Raw genomic sequence first — 23,770 nt, 5'->3', positions numbered from 1 at the left:
CCCCCCCCCCCCCCCCCCCCCCCCCCCCCCCCCCCCCCCCCCCCCCCCCCCCCCCCCCCTCTCTATTCGTCGGCAGCGTCAGATGTGTATAAGAGACAGTTATAATAACGATACCAGAGGAAAAGGTCTGAAGTTCAGAAAGGAGTATTTATGTTTCAGGGTATGGAATATGTTTATGAGGTCTATAAAGAAAAAAGCTTTTCCAAAGCTGCTGCTAATCTTTTTATTTCCCAGCCATCTTTAAGCGCAAATGTAAAACGAGTAGAAAACCGTATCGGCTATCCCATTTTTGACCGCAGTACCAAACCCCTTGGATTAACCGAATGCGGAAAAGAATACATCCGCTGCGTGGAAGAAATCCTGGGCATTCACAGAAGCTTTTCCGCCTTTATACATGACTGGGATAAGCTGTCCACCGGAAATCTTACTCTTGGCGGAAGCAATCTCTTTTCCTCCTGGATTTTGCCCCCTTTGATTTCTGCCTTTGTAACGTGTTATCCCCATATAAAGATAAATTTGATTGAAGAGAGTACGGCTCAGCTGGCTGAGCTTCTGCAAAAGGGTTCTGTAGACCTGATTCTTGACAACACTGCCCTGAATCCGGATATTTTTGACAGCCGCATTTTTCATGAAGAGCATCTGATTCTGGCAGTCCCCAGCCATTTTCCTATAAATTCCTCTCTGAAGGATTACCAGATAACAGACTTGCAAATACAGAATGGCAGCTTCCTGAATCCTTCTTTTCCAATAGTTCCACTGAAAAGCTTCAAGGGACTTCCTTTTATTATGATGAAAAATGAGAATGATACGGGAAAAAGAGCCCGGCAGATCTGCCAGGCTAATGATTTTGAACCAGATGTTGTTTTAAATATGGACCAGCAGATGACTGCTTATAACATCTGTCAGTCCGGAATGGGAATTTCCTTTATTGGTGATATTATGCTGTCCCGAATCCCACATAATCATAATGTAGTTTATTACAAGCTCCCGGCACAGCATAACAGCAGAAGGATTTGTTTTTACTGGAAAAAAGGACGATATTTCACTAAAGCGATGGAAGAATTTCTGAATATGTCATGTAAATAGGCCAGAATATGTCTACAAATATTTTTTTGCAGCCTTTTACTTAATATTCGCTGTACCGGCTGTAATTCCCCCCACCATGATCTGATAAACTTCATGCACAATCCCATCCAGATTCTTTGTGTCCTCTGGTGTCCAGTCCTGGAGAAGCCCCAGGATTGCACTGCTATGATAACGGAGAAGCAGCTTTAACTCCTGACGTCCATAATTCTGATAGAGATTTTCTTCTTCCACGATCTTCTCAAACAGCTCATATGCGCCTCGTCTCAGCGTCTGCTCCACTTCCTTTCCATAGTTACTCTCCACGCCTCTTCGCACATCTGGCATGGTGTTAATAGCAAATACAAACAAATATTTCAGCGCAGCTTCCGGTCCATCTTGCTGACGGGTTTCTTCAAGAAGCCTGTCTACGCCTTTCCCTATGCTCCACTGAATCAGATCCGGAATTCCCTCAAAGTGATAATAGAACGCCTGTCTGGTAATCTGGCACTCTTCCACAATATCCTTCACCGTCAGCTTCTTAACCTTCTTTTCCAGAATCAGCTTTCTCGCTGCACTTGCGATAACTTCCTTCATGTCCATAATCTGCGATTCACCTTCTCTGTAGTATTATTGCTTTGGTTCACCGTCATCCTCTCTTGCCTGCATAGCCGCTCTTTCCCGAATACTCTTCTTTGGAGCCGCGCTCTGCTGTCTGGATTTATCTCTGGTCACAGGCTTCGCCGCATAAACACGCTCCGGATCCGCCTTTGCCACCTTCCGCAATCTGGTAACGCCCCAAAGCATAAACAATGGCAGCAAAATCGCCGTAAATAAAAAGCCCAAATTCATAAGACCTGTAAAAAACAGATACACCTGCATCATAATTTCTACTATTAAAAGAGAAATAATAATTTTCATGGTAAACAAGCTTTTATCAATGCGGTTGCTGTTCTTTGCAGTTATAAAGCCTGCAATAGTCTCATAAATTCCAACCAGCAGGAAGCAAACTCCTGCTACTCTCAGGAAGTTGCTTCCTACGTCGGCTTTTTTAAGAAGCTCTACATATTCTGCCACACCCTTGTCAGCCTGTTGTGCTGTCATAAAAAAATTGATTCCATACATCAGTGTAGAGGTGATTGCTGAAAACATCAGGAAAATCCCTCCAAACATCATTGTCATTTTGCCATTAAGTGCCTGGCGTTCTATCTTTTGTTTTTCAAATTGATCCATGGTGATTCTGCCTTTCTTAAATTATTTTGAGAAAATCGATGCTGTACAAAAGCTATTTACCTGTTGTTCCCAAATAATTGATTCCATCTCCATTGAGCACATCATTTCCAACAAATTCTTTTTTCTCTGAATCGTAAGTAAAATCGGTTACTCTGTATCTGGCAGTCCGCACATCCCGAACTACGATATGCAGCTTCTCCTGGTCATCTATCCAGGCATCTGCCTCCGGCATTCCCAGCTGAACTATATCATCAAACATTACATAGGAATCTTCACCAGAACTAACCTGTATCAGGAAATGCCCTCTGTCATCCATTGCCAGTTCTCCATCTATAAGCATATCTTCCTGCACAAAGGTCTGAAGCTCCCATTCTGTTTCTTCGTAAATAAACGGACAGGAAGAATATAGTGCCATGCCATCTGATTCGCCTTCTGTCGGACTGATTTTTACTTGTTCTGTTGATGTTTCTTCAACTTCTGTTCCGATTTCTTCTGCTGCCTTTATTTCCTGCTTCTGAAAGCCGATAGTGGAAAGCGAAAAGCCTGCTGCCAGCAAAACAGCTGGTAAAATATACTTCTTCATACTTGCTCCTCCCGCATAAAAATTCAGTTTTTTCGTTCTTTATTACTTTAAATCATATCACATTAGCATCTATATTTCCATTTATTATGCATCGTAAATTTTATCAAATTATTTTTTTCTATCTTCTTTCCCTGCAAAAGAAAGCAAGAAAATTATAGGAAGAAAGAAAAAGAATTATGGTGAGAAGATAAAATAAATGTCATAATAAATTATCAGCAGCGTGAGAGGAGGAAGAAGGCAGTATACGCAGATAGGGAATCATACCAGAAACCTTTTAAATACCACGGAAATTCAGCCAGGAATACGAAAGGAGAAAACGCAAATGAAAAAAAGAATGGTAGTTTTAATGGCATCAGCGGCCATGATGATGTTACCAGGAATGACTGTATCAGCTTCAGAGAATCTGGATAATGTTGTAGATACCAGTTACGGAAAGGTTCAGGGAATCAACAGTACGGACGAAGGGTATGAGAATGTGGTACAGTTCAAGGGAGTGCCATATGCAGCCCCGCCTGTAGGAGACCTTAGATGGAAGGCACCTGTGGATCACGAGAAATGGGATGATATTCTTGTATGTGATACCAATAGGGAAATGCCCATGCAGGAGCTCGGCTTTGTAGAACCAAGTGGAACAGATTTTCACAATAACACAGCACCGGAAATGAGCGAAGACTGTCTGTACTTGAATATTTCCACCACAGAGGAGAACCTGGCAGGTGACGAGAAAAAACCAGTCTATGTATGGTTCCATGGCGGCGGACTGACAGTCGGACATACCTACAGTGCTGAGGGAAATCTGGATGCTTTCGCAGAAAATGGTGTAATTGCGGTTTCTGTAGAGCAAAGACTTGGCGTATTCGGTTATTTATCTCTGCCTCAGCTTTCTGAAGAGCAGGGACAGAGCGGAAACTACGGATTGATGGATCAGATCAAAGCACTGGAATGGATCAAGGAAAATATTGCGAATTTCGGAGGCGATCCTGAGAACATCACCGTTGGAGGTCAGTCAGGCGGCACATCAAAAGCAACATCTATGATAGCTTCACCAAAAATGGATGTTGAGGTAGATAAGCTGGTTCTTGAGAGCGGACTGAATTATCCTGGAACATTCCAGAGCCAGGAAGATGCAGAAAAGAACGGAACTGCATATCTGGAGGATTTAGGCCTGTCTGCTGATATTTCCATGGAAGAATTAAGAGCTATGGACGGAGAAGAACTGCTGAAATCCGCAAGTGAACATTATCCCGGCCGTATGAATCAGGACGGTCTTTATGTAGCATATCCAAGCATCCAGGAAGCTGTTAATGAAGGTGTGTTTGATGATGTGTCGATTCTTTCCGGTGCAAATATGGGAGAAGGACAGTACTTACAGACACCAACTGCTGATGAATTTTATGCTGCATACAAAGAAAAATTAGGCGATCTGTATGACAAATATGATTTCGAGAATCTTTTGAAGGTTACAGACAATACTGCTATGATTACCAGCCGACAGCTTGGAACATTAGGCTTCGGAAGCTGGAGCGGCGCTAATATCATGATGAATCGTCTTTATGGCAAACTGATGACTGAAAGAACCGATGGAAAAGCGAAGAATTATACTTATCTGTTCAGCCAGGTAACTCCGGAACGCATTACAGAGATAGGAACAGACCGCTCTGCCGCCGAGCAGTGGGCATGGCATTCCAGCGAACAGTTTTATGTCTTTAATTCTATGCGGGATGGTGTACCTGCTTCCAGAGACTGGAGAGACTGGGACTATGAACTGGCAGAGAAGATGAATCAGTACTGGGTGAATTTCATTACCAATGGTGATCCAAATGGAGAAGGCTTAGCTCAGTGGCCAGAAGCAGATGAAAACATGGGCTATATCGACTTCGGAGCAGGTATAACCGTACATTCCGAACCATTAGCACCATTAGAAGAACTGATGGAAGAATTTGCACAGCAGTATTTCCAGGTTCCATTATCAGAATAATAGAAAAACACGCTGAATTAAAAAGTATTTACGCTGCATAGCTGCCATAATTCCCCAATAGGCAACTGTACCCTAATAGTAAACCACAGAACACAAGCTGTGTGGAGCTATTAGGGTACTTTTTGATTTTTCTTATCTCCTTAGAAATCAAAAAAGTTATAGGAAGAAAGAAAAATACTTATAGTGAGAGAATTAAAAAAATGCCATAATAAATCATCGGCAATATAAAAGAAAAAAAGCAATGTAAGTAACAAAGAATACGAGGAGGAAATGTAAATGAAAAAAAGAATGGTAGTTTTAATGGCATCAGCGGCCATGATGATGTTATCAGGAATGACTGTATCAGCTTCAGAGAATCTCGATAATGTTGTAGATACCAGTTACGGAAAGGTTCAAGGAATCAACAGTACGGATGAAGGGTATGAGAATGTGGTACAGTTCAAAGGCGTGCCATATGCAGCCCCGCCTGTAGGAGACCTTAGATGGAAGGCACCTGTGGATCACGAGAAATGGGATGATATTCTTGTGTGCGATACCAATAGGGAAATGCCCATGCAGGAGCTCGGCTTTGTAGAACCCAGCGGAACAGATTTCCACAATAATACAGCGCCGGAAATGAGTGAGGATTGTCTGTACCTGAATATTTCTACCACAGAGGAGAACCTGACAGGTGATGAGAAAAAACCAGTCTATGTGTGGTTCCATGGAGGCGGACTGACAGTCGGACATACCTACAGTGCTGAGGGAAACCTGGATGCTTTTGCAGAAAATGATGTAATTGCAGTTTCTGTAGAGCAGAGACTTGGAGTATTCGGTTATTTATCTCTGCCTCAGCTTTCTGAAGAGCAGGGACAGAGCGGAAACTACGGATTGATGGATCAGATCAAAGCACTGGAATGGATCAAGGAAAATATTGCAAATTTCGGAGGAGATCCTGAAAACATCACTGTTGGAGGTCAGTCAGGCGGCACAATGAAAGCAATGTCCATGATAGCCTCACCGCAAATGGATGTTGATGTAGATAAACTGATTCTGGAGAGCGGACTGAAGTATGTCGGAGCATTCCAGAGCCAGGAAGATGCAGAAAAGAACGGAACTGCATATCTGGAGGATTTAGGTCTGTCTGCTGATATTTCCATGGAAGAATTAAGAGCTATGGACGGAGAAGAACTGCTGAAATCTGCAAGTGAGCATTATCCGGGCAGCATGAACCAGGATGATCTTTATATAGCATATCCAAGTATCCAGGAAGCCATCAATGAAGGTGTATTTGATGATGTATCTATTCTTTCAGGAACAAATATGGGAGAAGCAAAATACCTGGCAACAGCAACTGCTGATGATTTTTATGCTGAATACAAAGAACAGTTAGGTGATCTGTATGACAAATATGATTTTGAAAATCTTTTGAAAATCACAGATAAAACTGCTATGGTTACCAGCCGTCAGCTTGGAACATTAGGCTTCGGAACTCAGGATAGCCGCAATCTTATGGTAAATCGTCTTTATGGCAAGCTTATGGCTGAGAGAACTGATGGAAAGGCAAAGAATTATACTTATCTGTTCAGCCAGATAACTCCGGAAAGCATTACAGAGATAGGAACAGACCGTTCTGCCGCCGAGCAGTGGGCATGGCATTCCAGCGAACAGTTCTATGCATTTAACTCCATGCGGGATGGTGTACCTGCCTCCAGAAACTGGAGAGATTGGGACTATGAACTGGCAGAAAAAATGAATCAGTACTGGGTGAATTTCATTACCAACGGTGATCCAAACGGAGAAGGCTTAGCTCAGTGGCCGGAAGCAGATGAAAACATGGGTTATATCGATTTCGGAGCAGGTATAACCGTACATTCCGAACCATTAGCACCATTAGAAGAACTGATGGGAGAATTTACACAGCAGTACTTCCAGTTCCCAACACAGGAGCAAGAATAATTTAAAAGCCTCATATATTGAATAAAAATAATTAACTGTACCCTAATAGTAAAACACAGCATAAAACCTGTGTAGAGCTATTAGGGTACTTCTTGCTTTCCTGGCAGCTTACCCACATGGTGTAAAAAAATTTCCGCGCACGGTCAACTAAGGCTTTTTCATGGGAATAGTTTTGTGGTATACTGCCTTATAGTAAACAGAACTGGTTTATGTTTTTTTACCATAATTATTATGAAGTTAGGAGATTTTGATATGAACTGTGATAAAAACGATCTTTTACTTTATGGCGTTACAGACCGCAGCTGGTTAAATGGCAGAACTTTATACGAGCAGGTAGAGGATGCCCTGAAAGGCGGTGCCACATTTATCCAGCTCCGTGAAAAAGATCTGGATGCTGACAGCTTTCTGAAGGAGGCTGTGGAAATTAAAGAACTATGTGCACGTTATCATGTGCCATTTGTAATTAATGACAACGTAGAGATTGCAAAAAAAATTGACGCTGACGGCGTACATGTAGGACAGCATGATATGGAAGCATCCAATGTGCGGGCGATTCTTGGACCGGATAAAATCATCGGTGTTTCTGCCCAGACAGTAGAACAAGCAGTGCTTGCCGAAAAAAATGGTGCTGATTACCTGGGTGTCGGTGCTGTATTTCATACCGGAACCAAAAAAGATGCTAACAGCATCAGCCATGAAACTGTGAAACAGATTTGCGAAGCAGTAAACATCCCAGTTATTGCTATTGGCGGAATTTCCCGTGAAAATGTTATGGAGCTTCAGGGTACCGGAATCTGTGGAATTGCAGTGGTCAGCGCTATCTTCGCAGCAAAAAATATTACAGAAGCCACAAAGGAGCTCAAAGAGCTTACCCAGAATATGGTTCAGAGCTGCGGAGCAAATCACTAGGAGGATATTTATGTTAAAGGGTGCAATCTGGGATCTGGACGGAACTCTTCTGGATTCCATGTCCGCCTGGGATCATGTAGGCGAAATTTACCTGCGAAGCCAGGGAATCGAGCCGGAGCCTGATCTTAATGAGATAATTGCTACTATGAGTCTTCAGCAGGCAGCTGATTACTTTATTGATTATTATGGCGTAAAGCAGACTCCTGACGATCTGATCAAGGGTGCTGTCGCAATTGTAGATGACTTCTACCGCTATGAGGCTCAACTAAAGCCTCACGCAGCCAAATTCCTCACGCAGCTTCAGCAGGCAGGTGTTAAAATGTGCATTGCAACCGCCGCAGAACGATCTCTGGTAGAGACCGTTCTGACTCGCTGCGGGGTGCTTCATTGTTTCAGTGAAATATTTACCTGTACTTCCGTAGGAGCAGGTAAGGACGAACCAGCTATCTATCGGGAAGCTATGAAATTTCTTGATACTGACAGAAGCAATACTATTGTTTTTGAAGATTCCCTCCATGCACTAACAACAGCCAAAAATGATGGTTTCTATGTGGCTGCTGTTTATGATGAGCACGAGGAACATCAGGATGAAATCCGCCGTATTGTGGATTGCATAATTACAGACTATGACAATCCAGAAGAATTCAACAAATTTATTCAGGGCATTTAGAAAATTTTTGAAAAATCATTCCCTGATTTTCCAGCAGTTCTCTAACTAATCTGCCACCTTACATGACTTCCCTTCTCGTCCTTCGTAACGATTAGCTGGTCTTCAATTTCCTGTTTCAATTCCGTTACATGGGAAATAATACCGATCAGTTTGCTGCCACCAGCAAGTTCCTGAAGAACCTTTACGGCCTGCTCTCTGGAATGCTCATCTAATGAGCCAAAGCCCTCATCTACAAACATTACATCTAAATTAATAGATGCAGAGCTTTCCTGAATCTGGTCTGCCATTCCAAGAGCAAGGGACAATGCAGCCATAAAGGACTCTCCGCCGGAAAGAGTGCGGACCTCCCGCTCCTTTCCGGTTACATTGGAATATACCATAAGATCCAGACCACGGTTTTTACCCTTGCCGGCATTGGCTGCATCTACCATTCGAAGCTCAAACTGTCCCGCAGACATATCTGAAAAGCGGCGATTAGCTGCATATAATATTTTCTCCAGATAATATCTCTGCACAAAGGTTTCCAGATCCATTCTGTTACCGGACATATTTCCAGACAGCAATTTATACAAAGTTTCCAGCTTGGCATGCTTCTCAATAATCTTGCCTCGCTTCTCCATCTGCGGAGTAAGAATACTGCAGGCATCCTGATCTGCTTTATATTGTTCTTTATATGAATCCAGTTTTTCCTGTGCCAATCTGCGTTTTACTTCCGCTTCCTCCATCTGAGCCTTCGCAAGCTCCAGATCTGGTTTCGTTCTTCCGTCAATTGCCTTGCTGGTAGAATCTTTCACTGTCTGCGCCGCAATTTTTTTCTGTTTCCAGGTGTCGGTTTCTTTCTGCAGTTGGTCTGCCATCTGGCGGGAATATTCCTCTGTTAAAGGCTTCCATTCACTCTCTGTCATATCTTTGGCATGCAGCAATTCTGTATAAGAAGCCTGTCTCTCCTGCAAAGCTTTCTGTAATCCAGGCAGTTCATCCATGTAACGCTGAATCAGGCTGATGCAGTTCACAAAGGCTTCGGAAGCTGTAGATGATTTCTTCTGTGCATCTTCTGCATCCCTGGCAGCTTTTTTCCATTTCGCCTTGGATTTATCAAATTCCTGCATAGCGGCTTCTTCCGACGGATATTCCAGAGAACTGCTAAGCTGTTCCAGCACATCCTGACTGCTTTTTGCAGCGGCGATTGCTTCTGTCAGCTTCTGGCTGGTTTCCTCAACGGTGAGTTTTCCCTGTTTTTTCGTTTCTTCTACGTGGCTAAGCTGATTCTGGAGCTTCAGCAAAGTGTTCTGGTCTTTTTGAAGCTGTGTATACTGTTTTTGCAATGCAAGCTTTCTGGTTTCCAACTGCTGTTTTATGAACTCCAAAGGAGACCGGTCTATTATCCCGGAAATTCCAGCGGCATTCTGCGCATTTTCTTCAGCAGCATCTTTGAAAAGCTCCTGCATTCCTCCGCACAGCTTCTCCAGTTTATCCTGGTATCCCTTTTCTTTCTCTATGGCAAGGTCTGCTGCCGCACGGGCTTCTCCTGCAAGCTGTTCCTGCTGGCTACGCAGCCGGGAGGCTTCCTTCTCTGCCAGATCTAACTGCTCTCTGGTAAGGTCGGCATGGGATTCCGATGTGGCACAGGGATGGGGATGCTCCAAAGCTCCGCATACCGGACATGGTTTGCCTGGCTGAAGTTCTCTGGCAAGGAAGCCCGCCTGCTCATCCAGAAAAATTCGTCTCATGGATTCATATTCTTGGTTCTGGTTTTCATAAAGCGCACGGATTTTAATATAGGATTTCTTCGCTTTTTCAGATTTTTTCTTCTGCTTTTCGGTCATTTGAAGCTGCTCTTCTGCCTCTTCCAGATCTGCAAAGAAAGCTTCAAGCTCCTGGTTCTGCCCTTTCCAAAGGGCTATTTTCTCTCCAGTATCTGCAAGTGTCTCTGCCTGGGTACGCCACTCTTCTTCCTTTTTCTCCAGGCTGTCCAAATCTTCACGTGCTTTCTGCGCAGCTGTTTCCGCTGCCTGAAGCGCTTCCTGGCTCTCTCTGGCTGTAGCCTGCGCTTTGCTAATCCGCTTGCGAAGCTTCATTTCCTTATTTACCCGCTCATATATGGTGGTATAAACTTCTTTCTCTCCTTCAGCAAGTTCCTGCACTTTAGATGCTTCTTCTGCTGTAAGCTTCGCCTGGTTTTCCAGTTGTGGGCTGCGTTCCTGCTGCTCTTTCAAGGCATTTTCATGATTTCGCAGATTTCCAAAGGCGTCCTGACAACGCAGGTACTCTGCTTGAATCTCATATGCAGTTCGTATATGCTCAGAAAGAAGCATCTTCTCCTTTATCTGTGCTTCTACGTCTTCGCATGCTTTTAACTCAAAAAGTGCCGCTTCAAGCTGATTATATAAACCCTGCAGCTGACTGGCACTGGTATACGCATCCCTCTTTTCATCCCGAAGCTTAGAAAGAGTATCCAGATCTTTCTGTGCCTCTTGTATACGAGCCCTCAATGTACTGCATAGCTCTGTCAACTGAATGAGAAACTGGTCCATCACTACAATCTCACCATTCTGAATCTGCTTTTTCAGTGCTTCCATTTCTTCCCATTTCTCATATTCCTGGAAAATTACCACATGAGCAGTCTCAGTCTGACAGGCAGTCTTAATTTGGGCAATGTCTTTTTCTAATGATCGTTTGCGGTTCATCAGCTCATCTGCAATATTCTGATACAGCTCTGTATTAAAAAGCTTACGGAAAATCACCTTCTTATCGTCAGATTTGGCGCGAAGGAGCTCCATAAACTCCCCTTGCGCAATCATGGCAACCTGCATGAACTGACCTTTATTAAGACCAAGGATTTCGCCAAGCTTGCTGTCCGCTTCTTTCTGCGGATATTCAGTTCCATCCGGCATGATCAAGTTGACAGAGCCTGTCACTTCACGGCTTCCGGTGTTTTTCCCGGCACCTCTTGTAAGACGCTTCAAATGCCTTGGGACACGACGAACTGTATAAAGCTGACGAGTCTCTCCTGTACCTTCAGAAAAAACAAGTTCTACAAAAGGCTCTACATTTAGTTCTACGTATTGACTCTGAAGCACAACACCGTCTTTCTTATTGGTGCTGGAGCTTGCCTCGCCGTAAAGCGCAAATACAATAGCATCAAATATAGTGGTTTTGCCTGCGCCAGTGTCTCCTGTTACCAGAAATAGGTTCTGGTCTGGCTCGCTAAAATCAATCTTGGTCAGATTTCCGTAGGAACCAAATGCCTGCATGGTAAGCTTCACAGGTCTCATTTCGTCACCCCCTGTACAGTATTGATGATGTCCTGAAGAATCTCTTTCTCCTCCTCGTCTGCGTCATTCAGGAACTGACAGCAGAGTTCAAAAGGATTTAAGGTTTTCTCTACAGCCGCATGTCTGGTATAGTCTGCCTGCCGTACCGTTTCCCGGCGTATTTCCAGAAGTCCCGGGAATGCCAGACGCAGACGATCCTGCATATCGATTACATCCAGGTCTACTTTATCCGTAAGAATAACTGTTACATAATCCCTACAGGTCTGTGCCAGAACCTCCTCAAGGTCACCACGAATCACTCTGACCTGCCGCAATGGAACAAGAGGCAAAATCTCTGTAGTAATCTGGTTTTTTTGTTTTATGTCAACCATTATAATTCCTTTGCTCTGGCCTGCTTCGCTGACAGAGCATGCAAGGGGCGTACCGCAATAACGGTAAAATTCGCTTCCTACTTTCATTGGTTTGTGAATATGTCCCAGGGCTGCATAATCAAATTTCTTCAGGATATCAGCGGATACCTGGTCAATATTTCCGATAGTACGAATCTCAGAATCCATTCGTTCTACCTCTTCTGCATTTTCGCCAGAGGGAAGATAGAACTGATGGCTGACCAGAATATTCCTCTGAGTTTCATCAATTTCCTCACGATCAAGCAGACGATGAATGGTCTCATTATATGATAGATTATTTCCATTCTCATCAGTTCCTACGATCAACTTCACCATAGAAGGTTTCACAAAGGGAAGAAGATAAAAATTCACAGATCCATATTCGTCCTGAAGTACTACTTTCTCAATGTGGTCTTCTTCGGTCTGCGGAGGCATTCCGATCATGTGGATGCGCTGGTGGGTCAGCACGCTTCGGAAGCAATTGACGCGGGGTGCACTGTCGTGATTGCCGCTGATCATCATAACAACTGATTCCGGTACTGCTGTGCGCAGGTTTCCAATAAAATGATCGAATACCTCTACCGCTTCAGCAGACGGAACAGCTTTGTCGTAAATATCACCTGCAATCAAAATTGCATCCGGCTTTTCCTCCTTCGCTTTCTGAATAATCTGGTTCAAAATATATTCCTGATCTTCTCTAAGATCTCGATTAATTAATTTTAGTCCAATGTGTAAATCGGATAGATGAAAAATTTTCATGGGCAATTCCTCTGTTTAATATTTGATTATAAAATAGTGGGTAAGCATGCTCTATCAAACGAAATATTCCTACTTACCGATATTTTCTTTTTCGATCCAGGTCATAAGTACATCTACCACATAGTCCTGTTGGTTCTGAGTAAGCTGTACGCCCTGTGGAATTCGATGCCATTTGTACAGGCAACCGCGGCAACAGCAGCCTGTGGCATGCTGCGCCAGAAATACCGGATGTCCACGCATGGGAGTCTGCTTGCCATCGTTTGGAATCTGGGCAGGTGCCAGCCTCGTACGCACAAAATCCCTGGCATGGCTTCGGATCGTGTCCATTCCTTTCTCCTGAATGTACTGCCTGTCCTTCTCTTTCAGATGGAAACGGCTGCGGAAATTGGAACGGGCCAGCCGTTGGAACAAATCGGAAAAGCGGCCTTGCTGCAGGTATTTCTCATATTCGGAAAGAAGCTCTTCTATTTTTAGGTTCAGGTCTGTGCTGTTGTAGCTCTCATCTTCCAGGCGGAAGTAGAAATCTATATCAGCCTTTGTTGCATGATTTCCGATACGGCTTCTGTCAGAGGCACTGGAATTTCCTGCATATTTACTTCGATAGATTCCTTTCTCTTCTGCATCATCGGATTTCACCAGAAGCTTCACCTGAGCGGCGTGGCGTTTTAAAAGAGGAATGATGCAAAAATATAGATGCTCATCTTCCATGCGGAGATATCCCAGTATCTGTCGTTCCTTGTTCATAAGCTGAATCTGATTGCCGTGGAATGCTCTTGGGTAAAGATATTCTCCTGGCTGCAGGTTGGCAATCCGTGTGCTCTCCACTGTCTGAGGCGGTGCAGCCAGAAACGCCTTAAAGTGGTAAATTCTCTGCCCTTTCCCATCGGTGCTTTCCGGTTTCACAAGGGAATTATGATATTTCCGTTTTATCTCCCGTTCATCATCCTGATTAATTCCGAGAAGTTCCTTCGCCTGCTGTAAGTTCATTGCATGCCTTTCTATTGACCGTTATAGCATTTTATTTTCTTTATAACATTCATATATAGGACGGATTTTCGTAATATACACTGCTGTTATAATCATCTATTTTGGAACTGATAAAAGAATTGTATACTTTCATTAAACCCAATAATTTTACGGTCTCTTTTGGGATCTGTTTTTAACATTTAGTATACACGATTTCTCTGAGAAAGGCTATAGGTTTCAAATATAAACAGTTGTTGGATTTTGTTATAAATATAGCTGGGAAATAAGTTCCCAGCCAATTTTCTGATGTGTTTTGTTATAGATTTTATCGGATGTGTTCTGCAGGGGATACTGTCTTATCTGGAGTATTTCTTACAGGGTCTTTGGTTGTTAAAGTTCTTTTGTAGTTTAAGTGCTTTCGTGTTTTGAAATTCTTTGGTACTTCTGGTTTCTTTTGTAATTTGATTGTCTTTTGTACTTTTGATTTCTTTAGTATGCTTGATTGCTTTTGTAATTTGGAAATTCGCAGGTGAGTTCGAATTTTCTTTCGTACTTCTATCTCTTGTCTTTTGTTGATGTATCTATACTAACATATCTGTCGCATTTTGTCATCTGGCAAATCGCACATATTTTCGATTTTATTTTCGTGTATTTTTATTTTTATAAATATATATAAAAAATCTCACGTAATTACGCCAGCACCAGCACTGCGATTCCGATGACTACAAGCAGCGGCAGGGCTATGTACATCAGGCCAGCCAGTACAAGTCCGATCAGAACTACTGGAAGAAAGATCAGGCGAAAAAAGATCTTCGTAATTCCCCATGTGGCACGGAATGCAAGTCCAATCAGTTTACCGAATACGCCAAACATCAAAAATATAAATAATAACGTCCACATTCATCAGTCACCTCGTTTTCTTTTCGGGAATTATACTATATGTTTTTCCCTTTATTGTAATTAACGAATTACAAAATAAAATCTCTTCACATTATGCAAATAAATAAAGTTATCAGCGCAAAGAATCCCCCTTGCGCTGCTATACGCAAGAGGGATTCCAGAGTCATTTACTAAACTATAGTAAAGCGGACATTCGCAATCCGCTTCGCTACTTGCTCATGAACGCAGTCGCCTCGCGATCTGCGTTCAAGCTATGTTTCTTCTGAACCAAATGCCTTAGAACTTGTTTGAAAACGGTTTTAAGCCATCATCGGCTCAAGTGCCTTAGCCAGTTTCTCTTTTTCAGCTTCTGCCTCTGCAAGGTCTTTGCCAAGAGTTGTATAGTAGATCTTGATCTTCGGCTCTGTTCCGGATGGACGAACTACAACAGTCTCGTTATTCTCCAATTTGTAGATCAGAACATTCGCTGCCGGAAGACCTGTCTCTTCAGGTTTCTTGTAATCAGTAACCTTTACTACCTTGTAGCCTGCAATCTCTGCCGGCGGATTGTCACGGAATTTCTGCATGATTCCTGCCATGGTATCCATTCCGCTAAGGCCTGGGAATTCGAAGCTGTCTACCTTGTTCAGGTAACGGCCGTACTGCGCATAGATTTCCTCAAGTCTCTGCTTCAGGGAGCTTCCAATGCTTCTGTAATATGCAGCCATCTCGCAAATCAGCATGGATCCGATGATCGCATCTTTATCACGTACATATGGTCCTGCAAGGTATCCGTAACTCTCCTCAAATCCGAAGATGAAACGGTCAACTTCGCCAGCTGCTTCTAACTGTGCGATCTGGTCACCGATCCACTTGAATCCGGTAAGTACGCTTCTAAGCTCTACGCCGTAGTGCTCAGCAACTGCATCTGCCAGAGGTGTGGATACAATGGATTTCACTGCAACCGGGTTCTTCGGCATTGTACCCTTCTCAATGCGTCCTGCTGCAATATAGTCAAGAAGAAGAACTCCCACTTCATTTCCGCTTACCAGCTCATAGGAGCCATCCGGGCATTTCATAGCAATACCAACACGGTCTGCGTCCGGGTCAGTTGCAAGCATAAGATCTGCACCTGTCTCCTTAGCAAGCTTCAGGCCCTGCTCCAGAGCTGCGAAAATCTCCGGGTTCGGGTAGCTGCATGTGGTAAAGTATCCGTTCGGGTATTCCTGATCTGGAACGATTGTCACATCTGTGATTCCGATATCCTTGAGGATCTGGGTTACCGGTACAAGTCCGGAACCGTTCAGCGGGCTGTAAACCAGCTTCAGGCCAGCGGTCTTGCAAAGGCCTGGACGAACCTGACGGGACTCGATCGCATCATACAGAGCACGTTTACAGTCATCTCCCACAAAGCGGATCAGGCCTTCCTCAACGCCTTCTGCAAAGGACATGTATTTGGCACCAGTCAGTACGTCTGTCTTCTGGATCTCATCATAAACGATGGCTGCTGCGTCATCTGTCATCTGGCAGCCATCCGGGCCGTAAGCCTTATATCCGTTATATTTAGCAGGGTTATGAGAAGCTGTAACCATGATTCCTGCATTGCACTCATAGTAGCGTGTTGCAAAGGAAAGAGCCGGAACAGGCATTAATGCGTCATAAATTCTGACCTTGATTCCGTTGGCAGCCAGCACGCCTGCAGCTGTCTTGGCAAATACATCACTCTTCAGACGGCTGTCATAGCTGATGGCTACGGTCTGTGTGCCGCCCTGTGTCTTTACCCAGTTCGCAAGGCCCTGTGTAGCCTGACGTACTACATAGATATTCATTCGGTTAGTTCCTGCGCCAAGAACACCGCGAAGTCCTGCTGTACCAAATTTCAGGGAAACAGCAAAGCGCTCCTTGATTTCCTCATCATTTCCTTCAATCTTAGATAATTCTGGTTTCAGATCTGCATCTTCGAGATCTGCCGCCATCCAGCGTTTGTACTCTTCGTTATACATTTTAACCACTCCTGCCATTGTTATTCTGTTTATTTTGTCTATTATTACTACAGATACTAATAATATACCACATTTTTCTCAATACAGCAATACAACCGAGAAATTTCGACCAGACAATTTTTCTCTATTTTCCCCTGATTTCCAAACATTTTCCCTCCATTCTAATTTAGTTCTGGCACTCCTTACATTTTTACGCTATAATAGGATAATGTGTGAAAGCAAACATAATAACTGACTTCACACGATTCCATTTATTTAAATTGAAAATAGCGACGGCAGCATATGGCCGCAGAATGGAGGAAATTATGGAAATTGTTTGCTTAGATTTAGAGGGCGTACTGGTGCCGGAGATTTGGATCGCATTTGCCGAGGCTACGGGGATTCCGGAGCTAAAGAGAACGACTCGCGATGAGCCGGATTATGATAAATTAATGAAATATCGTCTGAATATCCTGAAGGAACACGGACTTGGACTGAAGGAGATCCAGGAAACCATTGCCAAAATTGATCCGATTCCGGGTGCAAAGGAATTTCTGGATAAGCTGCGTGCGCAGACCCAGGTTATCATCCTCAGCGATACCTTCTCCCAGTTTGCAGGTCCTCTTATGAAAAAGCTGGGCTACCCGACCATCTTCTGCAACTCCCTGGTTGTAGGGGAAAACGGCGAGATCACTGACTTTAAGATGCGCTGTGAGAAGTCCAAATACACCACAGTCAAAGCACTGCAGTCTATCGGCTATGACACCATTGCCAGCGGAGACAGCCACAATGACCTTGGCATGATCCAGGCAAGCAAGGCCGGATTCCTCTTTAAGAGCACCGATGCAATTAAAGCCGAGTATCCAGAAGTCCCCGCTTATGAAACTTATGACGAGCTTTACGACGCAATTATGAACGCAATTCGCGCCTAAGCCAGAAACTTAATAAGTCCTGATTTCTGAGAAATCAGGACTTTATTAGATTTAATTTCTACCAATGCATCATTTTTGAAGCATCCTTATATTTTTTTCACACTCTCCCGCTCAATAAACTGCGTACACATCTGCATCTTAAGTTTGATTCCGTCATTGTCCTTGAGCATATCCCGCAGCCTTCTTACAACCGCTCTGCCCATCTCCTGCTTCGGTACGCGCAGAGTGGTCAGCGGTGGATAGGAAATAGAGGAAAAAGTCAGATCATCAAATCCTACAATAGAAACATCCTCCGGAATCCGGATTCCGAATTCCGCCATAGCCTTCATAGCACCCAAAGCAATCATGTCATTATCTGAAAAAAATGCAGTAGGCAGCTTCGCCTTCTTAGACAGATACTGCTTCATATCCTCATATGCACCGTCAATAGTAGTTGACATGGTAAAAACATAGTCCTTATTTAAATGCAGCCCTGCTTTCTGCAATGCGGTCTGATAACCTGCCGAACGGGAGCGGAAAGGTTTAATCCTGAATTTTCCCTGAAGATACCCAATTTCTTTATGTCCGTTTGCAATCAGGTACTCCGTTGCCATACGGGCTGAATCCGCATTATTAATGAGCATGGCATCAAAGCTCATATCCTCTTTCCAGTAATCAATCACAATAAACGGACAGGTCATGCCCCGGATCAGATTAATATCCGAATCCACCATCTCTGTCCCCAGAAGAATCACAGCGGACGCCTTATCGTTCATAATCCATTTCGCCTGTTCCTGATACCCGGGATCCCGCTTGTCCAGATTGCATAGCTGCATCTCCATGCCACAGGCACGGCATTCCTGCTCCACTCCGGAAATCAGCTGAATAAAAAATGGAGAGTCCTCTACCACAGAGCCGTCACGCTTAAACATCACAAATTTTACCTTGCGGATATGATTTTCCTCAAAATAGCCCAGATCCTGTGCCACTTTGAAAATTTTCGCAGATGTCTCTGCATTCACGCCTTTTTTATAATTTAATGCATTTGATACCGTCGCTGGAGAAAATCCGGTGATCTCACTGATTTTCTTCACACTTACTTTCATATTCAAGTCCTCCTCTGTGAGTAAATATCCGCATACACATCTTTTCCTGGCCCCCTGAAAATTTTTCGCCGATTCAAACAAAAAGACGCTGCAAAACTAGGTTCTACCTGTCTTTCGCAGCGTCTTCTCTGATCATGCTTTATGCCGGGAAAGCAACTCCCGCTCTTAAAATTATGTTCGGATAAGGTGTAAACTCACCTGTACGGATCGCAAATTTGCACTGCGCGGACATCTTTTTCAGGTCTACGTGGTCAATTCTGCTCTCCTCAGCCTCAGGAAGGTTCTGCTGAATATATGCAAGAAGCTCCGGATTTTTTTCCTCGATCTCATTTGCAATGGTGTAGGCTTCCACTTCTGTTTCTGCCAGCACAGCATCCATTACCTGTTTAAAGGTAGGAACCCCTCCGCATACAACCAGATCCACGATCTCCACGCCTTTCGGAATCGGCATTCCCGCATCACCGATCATGAACAGATCTTTGTGTCCAAGCTCCGCGATGCAGCGAATCAGCTGGGCATTTAAAATCCCTGATTTCTTCACGTTTCTTCCTCCTGCTTCTTCATTTTACTATAAATCTTTTTGTAAATTTTTGCAATATTTCCAAATGTTTATTTATTCTCATTTCTTGCCTGAAGCGCCATCTTCGCCTGGAGATTTCTCTGTGTCTGATCAATTACAACTGCAAGAATGATAACCAGACCACGGATAACCTTCTGCCAGAACTCAGATACACCACACATTGTCATACCATCGTTGATAACACCGATAACGAATGCACCAACTACAGTTCCGATAATGGTTCCGGATCCACCACTCATGGAGGTTCCGCCAAGTACGGTAGCTGCGATTGCGTTCATTTCCCAGCCATCACCGGATGCAGGATGTGCTGCTGAAAGCTGTGCTGTGTTAATCATACCAACCCAGGCTGCGCAAAAGCCAGAAATCATATAAACAATGATCTTGATCTTGTCCGCTTTAATGCCGGAAAGACGTGCAGATTTCTCATTGCCGCCGACTGCAAGTACATACCAGCCAAATGGAAGCTTCTTCAGAATGATAACAGAAATAACTGCAAGCACTGCGAAAATGTAAACACCAGTAGGAATACCTGCAATGTTGCTTCCAAGAATCTTAAAGCCTGTATTTCCAAGTCCGTCATAGCCTTTGATGTCGGAGAAGGTTGCACCGTTGGAGCGAAGGTTTGCAAAACCACGGCAGATATACATAGTACCAAGTGTAGCAATAAACGGTGCTACACCTAATTTTGTTACAATGAGTCCGTTAACTGCTCCAATCAGACAGCCAACAATCAACATGGCAATTACAATTACCGGTACACTGAAATAAAGTGTTACACCTGCAAATTTCAGAGTGATACCTTCCTGAATCATTCCTCCTGCAAGCATTCCAACCAAGCCAACTACAGAACCTACGGAAAGGTCAATACCGCCGGTAATAATTACAAATGTCATACCAAGTGCCAGGATTCCATACAGAGCCACATGTTTTGCAACCATGGTCAGTGTAGATGCTGACAGAAATGTAGTTCCTTTTACAATGGTAAAAAAGATGACCAGAAGTACCAATACAATAAAGGTACGTCCTTTTAACAGGGTCATTAATAACTGATTATTATTTGATTTTTTGTTATTCATTATTCTGCTCCTCCCCGGTTTACGCATTTCTTCCGGTTCCAAGTCCGGCATAAGATGTACGTACAAGTGTGTCTTCTGTAATCTCATCTCCGGTCAGCTCGCCGGTCTTTTTACCATTGGACAATACACAGATTCGATCTGCGATTGCCATGATTTCTTTTAGCTCAGATGAGATAACAATAATAGAAAGTCCTTTTTCCGCAAGTTCATGAATGATCTCAAAGACCTCTGTCTTCGCACCAATATCGATACCACGGGAAGGCTCATCCAGAAGCAGGATCTTCGGCTTAGTCAAAAGGCCCTTACCGATAACAACCTTCTGCTGGTTTCCACCGGACAGAGACAAAATAGGAAGTCTCTTATCCGCCACTTTAATATGGATATCCCTGATCTGTTCGTCAACTGCCGCATTCTCTGCTTTTTCATCAAGAAACAGACCTTTTACATAATCCTTCAGAGAAGAAATAGATGTATTCTTGCCAATATCAAGAGTCTGAATCAGTCCCTGGCTCTGTCTGTCCTCCGGAACAAGCGCAAAACCATTTTGAATCTGAGTCGCAACATCCTTGATTTTCAGCTTTTTACCTTCATAAAATACATCTCCGGTATGCTCCGGGTGAAGCCCCATAAGGCATTCAAATAATTCACTTCGTCCGGCTCCCAAAAGTCCGTAAATACCAAGAACTTCACCTTTTTTCAGGTCAAGGCTCACATGGTCAAGTGTCCAGCCGCCGCCTTTTTTCGGAAGGCACAGATTTTTAATCTCCAGCATCTTAGGCTGCTTGGAAAGATCAATGCTTCGTTCAAATCGGTGGTACTGTGTATTCTTTCCTACCATATTCTCTACGATCCAGCTAAGCTCAATATCTTTAACTGCTGCATCTGCAACGTATTTTCCATCCCGGAGTATGGTAACATGATCGCCGATTTCCATAATTTCTTCCAGACGATGAGAAATATATACAATAGAAATCCCAGCCTCCAGAAGCTCTCTCATGATTTTGAAAAGAACTTTAACCTCTGCTGCTGAAAGAGACGATGTAGGCTCGTCCATGATCAGTACCCGCAGATCGTCCTGATTCAGATTACGTGCAATCTCTACCATCTGCTGCTGGCCTACACGAAGATCTCCAACCATTGTATCCGGCGGAATCTCATGCTCCAGACGTTTCAGGATCTTTTTGGCACCCTCTGAATGAGCTTTGTCATCCAGGAAAATCCCCTTCTTTTTCTCATGTCCCATAAAAATGTTCTGATACACTGTCATATTCGGGAAAAGAGAAAGCTCCTGATGAATAATTCCAATTCCCTTGGCTCGGGCAGCATTGGTATCCTTAAAATAAACTTCTTTTCCATCCATGTACATTTTTCCGGAAGACGGCTGCTCAATTCCGGCGATCATTTTCATCAGGGTAGATTTTCCTGCGCCATTTTCTCCGATCAAAACATTTACCTGACCTTTTAAAAGATCAAAGGAAACCTGATCAAGGGCTTTGGTTCCCGGATAAATTTTATCAATTTTTTCACAATGGAGAACAACATTCGGATCATCAAACATAATGCTTCCTCCTTTTATTCAATTGTCAGCTCAACTGCTGTAATCGTTACTGCATCTGCACCTGCTTCTGCTCCGCCGGTAAATGTAACAGTCTTGCCAACTACACTTTCGTCGATTTCAAGTGGATCAATAACCTGCGCAAGCGCCTGCTTGTTCAGTTCTTTTCCATAGCTTGACCATTCCGTCTGGTTGGTAAAGCTTTCAAAGTTTTTCAGTGACTGAAGGTCACGGATTGCAGTACTGGAATTCGGTCCGTCTGTACGGACACGGATTTCTTTTGTTCCGGTAAAACCATCCAGTTCCACTACAAGATAATGCTTCGGAGTATCTGTATTATATTCTTTAATTTTTCCTGTTCCTTTTACTGCCGTTGTTTCTGTAATGCCATCACCATTTAACAATTCCACAAGATCCTGTGCTTTTTGGGAAATATCCGCTACAACAGATGACCAGTCTCCTTCTGATTCTGCTGCGGAATCAAATTCCTGTTTACCGGTATAGGAAGCTTCCTCTCCAATCGGAACCACGGTTACTACACCACAGCCGGTAAAGGTTACTGCTGTACATGCGGCCAGAACCGCCAAAATTCTTCTGCTTTTCATAATCATCTCTCCCTGCTTTCTATTATAAAAGGCGGCGCAGACGCACCGCCTTCCATTTTAACCTTTTGACCTTGATTTCGTCCTCTTATTTAGCATCTGGCTCTGTATAAACAAATGCGTTCAGACAATCTGTATTATCAGCTGTGATTGCTACGCAAGGAACAAGCTGTTTCTCTTCTTCCGGAGCTGTTCCTTTAAGGTAAGCGTCAGCCTGCTCAACTGCCATCTCTGTGATCAGTGCAATCTGCTGAAGAGCTGTACCAACCATGTCACCGGATTTGATATAAGCGTTTGCTTCGTCAGATCCGTCAAGACCGATGATCTTAATGTCTTTACGTCCTGCATCAAGACAAGCCTGAACAGCACCGCATGCCATAGTATCGTTACCACAGATGATACCTGTAATCTCCGGATTGGACTGAAGGATTGCTTCTGTCTTCTCGTAAGCTTCTGTCTGATCCCAGTTAGCAGACTGCTGAGCTACCATTTCAAGATCTTCGTACTCGTCAATTACAGAATGATAGTTATCAGAACGAACCTGGCAGTTTGTATCGGACTCAAGTCCAAGAAGCTCTGCATATTTGCCTTCATAGTTCATAGCCTCAACCCATACTTCGGCAATTGCTGCTGCGCCCTGTGCATTATCTGCTACGATCTGTGCTACTGCAAGTCCTGACTGGTTAATTTCACGGTCGATCAGGAATGTAGGAATTCCGGCATCATATGCCTTCTGAACAGCTTCGATTGAAGCATCTGCACCAGCGTTATCGCAGATGATTGCTGCTGCTCCGTCATTGATAGCTGCTTCGAAAAGCTCAAGCTGTGTAGCAGCGTCATCATCATGTGAAGCACATTTCACTTCATATCCAAGCTCTTCTGCTTTCTCTTTTGCAATTACCTGTTCTGTGTTGAAGAACGGATTGGATGTAGAAGGTGTAATGCAATAAATAATGTTGCTTCCGCCACCAGGAAGTAATTCAGCGTTCTCTTCTGCCATTACCGGCACTGTCATTAATCCTCCAACCATAGCTGCTGTCATAGCTAATGCCATTGCTTTTCTTGCTTTCATTAATACGTCCTCCTTAAAAAATATACTCTGTTTTGTTCGTTTTCGCTCCGAACTGTTGATAATTTGATTATAAACATTTATGCAAATATTTCAATATCCTTTTTAGTTTTATATGTTATTTTGTATGTATGCACAATATTTTTCACATTTTTTTAGTTACTTTTTACCATAAAATTGTCTGTTTTATCATTTTCGCTTGTTTGTTTATATAAACATTTATATAAATATTTATACTGTCTCTTATA

At 43.5% G+C, this 23,770-nt stretch carries 20 protein-coding genes; 6 read left to right on the top strand and 14 right to left on the bottom strand.

Annotated features, from left to right (window positions below; translation table 11 throughout):
• The first annotated feature begins 150 nt into the window (after positions 1–150).
• A complete protein-coding gene (locus tag H8S54_RS02765; RefSeq protein WP_186900855.1) occupies positions 151–1,086 on the top strand; it encodes a LysR family transcriptional regulator in 936 nt (311 codons plus the stop codon).
• Positions 1,087–1,122: 36 nt separating this feature from the next.
• Here H8S54_RS02765 and H8S54_RS02760 read toward each other — a convergent pair whose 3' ends face one another.
• From H8S54_RS02760 to H8S54_RS02750, 3 genes are read right to left on the bottom strand one after another with little or no spacing between them, the layout of a single operon-like run.
• The gene (locus H8S54_RS02760) at positions 1,123–1,665 is read right to left on the bottom strand and encodes a TetR/AcrR family transcriptional regulator (RefSeq protein ID WP_186900854.1); all 543 of its coding nucleotides are present in this window, start codon (positions 1,663–1,665) and stop codon (positions 1,123–1,125) included.
• A gap of 27 nt (positions 1,666–1,692) precedes the next feature.
• A complete protein-coding gene (locus H8S54_RS02755) occupies positions 1,693–2,295 on the bottom strand; it encodes a hypothetical protein (RefSeq protein WP_186900853.1) in 603 nt (200 codons plus the stop codon).
• Positions 2,296–2,347: 52 nt separating this feature from the next.
• Positions 2,348–2,878 (bottom strand): YwqG family protein, encoded by a 531-nt coding sequence (locus tag H8S54_RS02750; RefSeq protein ID WP_117852865.1) that lies wholly within the window; start codon positions 2,876–2,878, stop codon positions 2,348–2,350.
• Between the two features lie 322 nt (positions 2,879–3,200).
• Between H8S54_RS02750 and H8S54_RS02745 the strand changes: the two genes are divergently transcribed.
• The 4 genes from H8S54_RS02745 to H8S54_RS02730 all read left to right on the top strand — a co-directional run bounded on the left by H8S54_RS02745 (position 3,201) and on the right by H8S54_RS02730 (position 8,373).
• Complete coding sequence (locus H8S54_RS02745) at positions 3,201–4,856, top strand: carboxylesterase/lipase family protein (RefSeq protein WP_186900852.1); 1,656 nt, start codon at positions 3,201–3,203, stop codon at positions 4,854–4,856.
• 276 nt (positions 4,857–5,132) lie between these two features.
• Positions 5,133–6,794 (top strand): carboxylesterase/lipase family protein, encoded by a 1,662-nt coding sequence (locus tag H8S54_RS02740; protein ID WP_021925768.1) that lies wholly within the window; start codon positions 5,133–5,135, stop codon positions 6,792–6,794.
• Between the two features lie 252 nt (positions 6,795–7,046).
• Positions 7,047–7,703: a thiamine phosphate synthase gene (thiE, locus tag H8S54_RS02735; protein ID WP_117852857.1), complete on the top strand. Its 657-nt coding sequence runs from the start codon at positions 7,047–7,049 to the stop codon at positions 7,701–7,703.
• Positions 7,704–7,713: 10 nt separating this feature from the next.
• Positions 7,714–8,373, top strand: coding sequence for an HAD family hydrolase (locus H8S54_RS02730; protein WP_186900851.1), 660 nt, complete (start codon positions 7,714–7,716; stop codon positions 8,371–8,373).
• A 41-nt stretch (positions 8,374–8,414) separates the two neighbouring features.
• On the opposite strand, the gene H8S54_RS02725 is transcribed toward H8S54_RS02730, so the two are convergent.
• The 5 genes from H8S54_RS02725 to H8S54_RS02705 all read right to left on the bottom strand — a co-directional run bounded on the left by H8S54_RS02725 (position 8,415) and on the right by H8S54_RS02705 (position 16,644).
• Positions 8,415–11,648: an AAA family ATPase gene (locus H8S54_RS02725; protein WP_186900850.1), complete on the bottom strand. Its 3,234-nt coding sequence runs from the start codon at positions 11,646–11,648 to the stop codon at positions 8,415–8,417.
• Positions 11,645–12,796, bottom strand: coding sequence for an exonuclease SbcCD subunit D (locus H8S54_RS02720; RefSeq protein ID WP_117852849.1), 1,152 nt, complete (start codon positions 12,794–12,796; stop codon positions 11,645–11,647). The genes H8S54_RS02725 and H8S54_RS02720 overlap by 4 nt, the downstream gene beginning before the upstream one ends.
• Before the next feature lie 69 nt (positions 12,797–12,865).
• Complete coding sequence (locus H8S54_RS19530; protein ID WP_330600056.1) at positions 12,866–13,783, bottom strand: DUF4186 domain-containing protein; 918 nt, start codon at positions 13,781–13,783, stop codon at positions 12,866–12,868.
• Positions 13,784–14,452: 669 nt separating this feature from the next.
• A complete protein-coding gene (locus tag H8S54_RS02710) occupies positions 14,453–14,662 on the bottom strand; it encodes a hypothetical protein (protein ID WP_117852847.1) in 210 nt (69 codons plus the stop codon).
• A gap of 299 nt (positions 14,663–14,961) precedes the next feature.
• Positions 14,962–16,644 (bottom strand): phospho-sugar mutase, encoded by a 1,683-nt coding sequence (locus H8S54_RS02705; protein ID WP_021925777.1) that lies wholly within the window; start codon positions 16,642–16,644, stop codon positions 14,962–14,964.
• Between the two features lie 305 nt (positions 16,645–16,949).
• On the opposite strand from H8S54_RS02705, the gene thrH reads away from it, so the two are divergent.
• On the top strand, positions 16,950–17,555 hold the full coding sequence (thrH, locus tag H8S54_RS02700; RefSeq protein WP_021925778.1) for a bifunctional phosphoserine phosphatase/homoserine phosphotransferase ThrH: 606 nt from the start codon (positions 16,950–16,952) through the stop codon (positions 17,553–17,555).
• Positions 17,556–17,641: 86 nt separating this feature from the next.
• On the opposite strand, the gene H8S54_RS02695 is transcribed toward thrH, so the two are convergent.
• From H8S54_RS02695 to H8S54_RS02670, 6 genes are all read right to left on the bottom strand, one after another.
• Entirely contained in the window at positions 17,642–18,640 is a 999-nt protein-coding gene (locus H8S54_RS02695; protein WP_117852839.1) for a LacI family DNA-binding transcriptional regulator, read from the bottom strand.
• 139 nt (positions 18,641–18,779) lie between these two features.
• The gene (gene rbsD / locus H8S54_RS02690; protein ID WP_117852837.1) at positions 18,780–19,181 is read right to left on the bottom strand and encodes a D-ribose pyranase; all 402 of its coding nucleotides are present in this window, start codon (positions 19,179–19,181) and stop codon (positions 18,780–18,782) included.
• Between the two features lie 68 nt (positions 19,182–19,249).
• Complete coding sequence (locus H8S54_RS02685; protein ID WP_117852834.1) at positions 19,250–20,296, bottom strand: ABC transporter permease; 1,047 nt, start codon at positions 20,294–20,296, stop codon at positions 19,250–19,252.
• Positions 20,297–20,315: 19 nt separating this feature from the next.
• The gene (locus H8S54_RS02680) at positions 20,316–21,854 is read right to left on the bottom strand and encodes a sugar ABC transporter ATP-binding protein (protein ID WP_021925123.1); all 1,539 of its coding nucleotides are present in this window, start codon (positions 21,852–21,854) and stop codon (positions 20,316–20,318) included.
• Between the two features lie 14 nt (positions 21,855–21,868).
• Positions 21,869–22,456 (bottom strand): DUF2291 family protein, encoded by a 588-nt coding sequence (locus tag H8S54_RS02675; protein WP_021925122.1) that lies wholly within the window; start codon positions 22,454–22,456, stop codon positions 21,869–21,871.
• Positions 22,457–22,541: 85 nt separating this feature from the next.
• On the bottom strand, positions 22,542–23,525 hold the full coding sequence (locus H8S54_RS02670) for a D-ribose ABC transporter substrate-binding protein (protein ID WP_186900849.1): 984 nt from the start codon (positions 23,523–23,525) through the stop codon (positions 22,542–22,544).
• Positions 23,526–23,770: the final 245 nt, after the last annotated feature.

This window comes from Blautia segnis (assembly GCF_014287535.1).
Classification (GTDB): Bacteria; Bacillota; Clostridia; order Lachnospirales; family Lachnospiraceae; genus Blautia_A; species Blautia_A acetigignens.
Note: the sequence above shows the minus strand (reverse complement) of the source record. Positions and strands in the feature narration are given on the sequence as shown.